A 632-nucleotide genomic window follows, 5' to 3' on the forward strand; every position below is an offset into this window, starting at 1 on the left:
GCTGATGAAGCAGCCAACACTGCAACACCTACTACTCCAGTATCAGGTTCTGGTGTGAATACAAGCGTAAATGCTACAGGATCAGCTGCTAAAGGAGACGGTACTAATGTTGTAGTTAATCACTCATCATTAGATGCAGCGGTTAGTCAAGCAACTCAAACTGGTGTTCAAGTGACTACACAAGCTCCTACTTCTACAACAGTGGATGCTAATTCAGCACCACAAGCAGAGGCTTCTATTGCTCAAGATTACGCTAAGCAAACTTCTACTGTTCAAGCAGCAACTAAAGCTCAACAATCTAAGAATGACTACTATGCTCAAGATACAAAAGATGCTCAAGCGGTAAATCAAGCTAACCAAGCTAAAGTTGAACAAGCTGTTCAAAATGCTAGAAATGAAAAAGTTAGTGTGACACCATTACCTAACCAACAAGTTCCTACTAACACTCAAACAGCTACAATTAAGGCTTACGATAATTCTGATTACGAAGCTAAGAAGGCTTCTGTAAACCAAAAGACTAATGAGACGGTTGCTAAGTTAGTTGATGCTACTGAAAAAGCACATGCTAATAATGTGGTTAGAGCTGCGCAAGAAGATACATCTGCTTTAGATGCTGCTGCTAATAATGCCAA

1 pseudogene is annotated in these 632 nt (G+C 40.2%); it reads left to right on the top strand.

Features of this window, described 5'->3' with window-relative positions:
* Positions 1-632, top strand: a pseudogene (locus tag JCM10991_RS15520) (hypothetical protein); the annotation flags it as partial.

The organism is Ligilactobacillus equi DSM 15833 = JCM 10991 (genome assembly GCF_000615765.1).
In the GTDB taxonomy this organism is placed as follows: Bacteria; Bacillota; Bacilli; order Lactobacillales; family Lactobacillaceae; genus Ligilactobacillus; species Ligilactobacillus equi.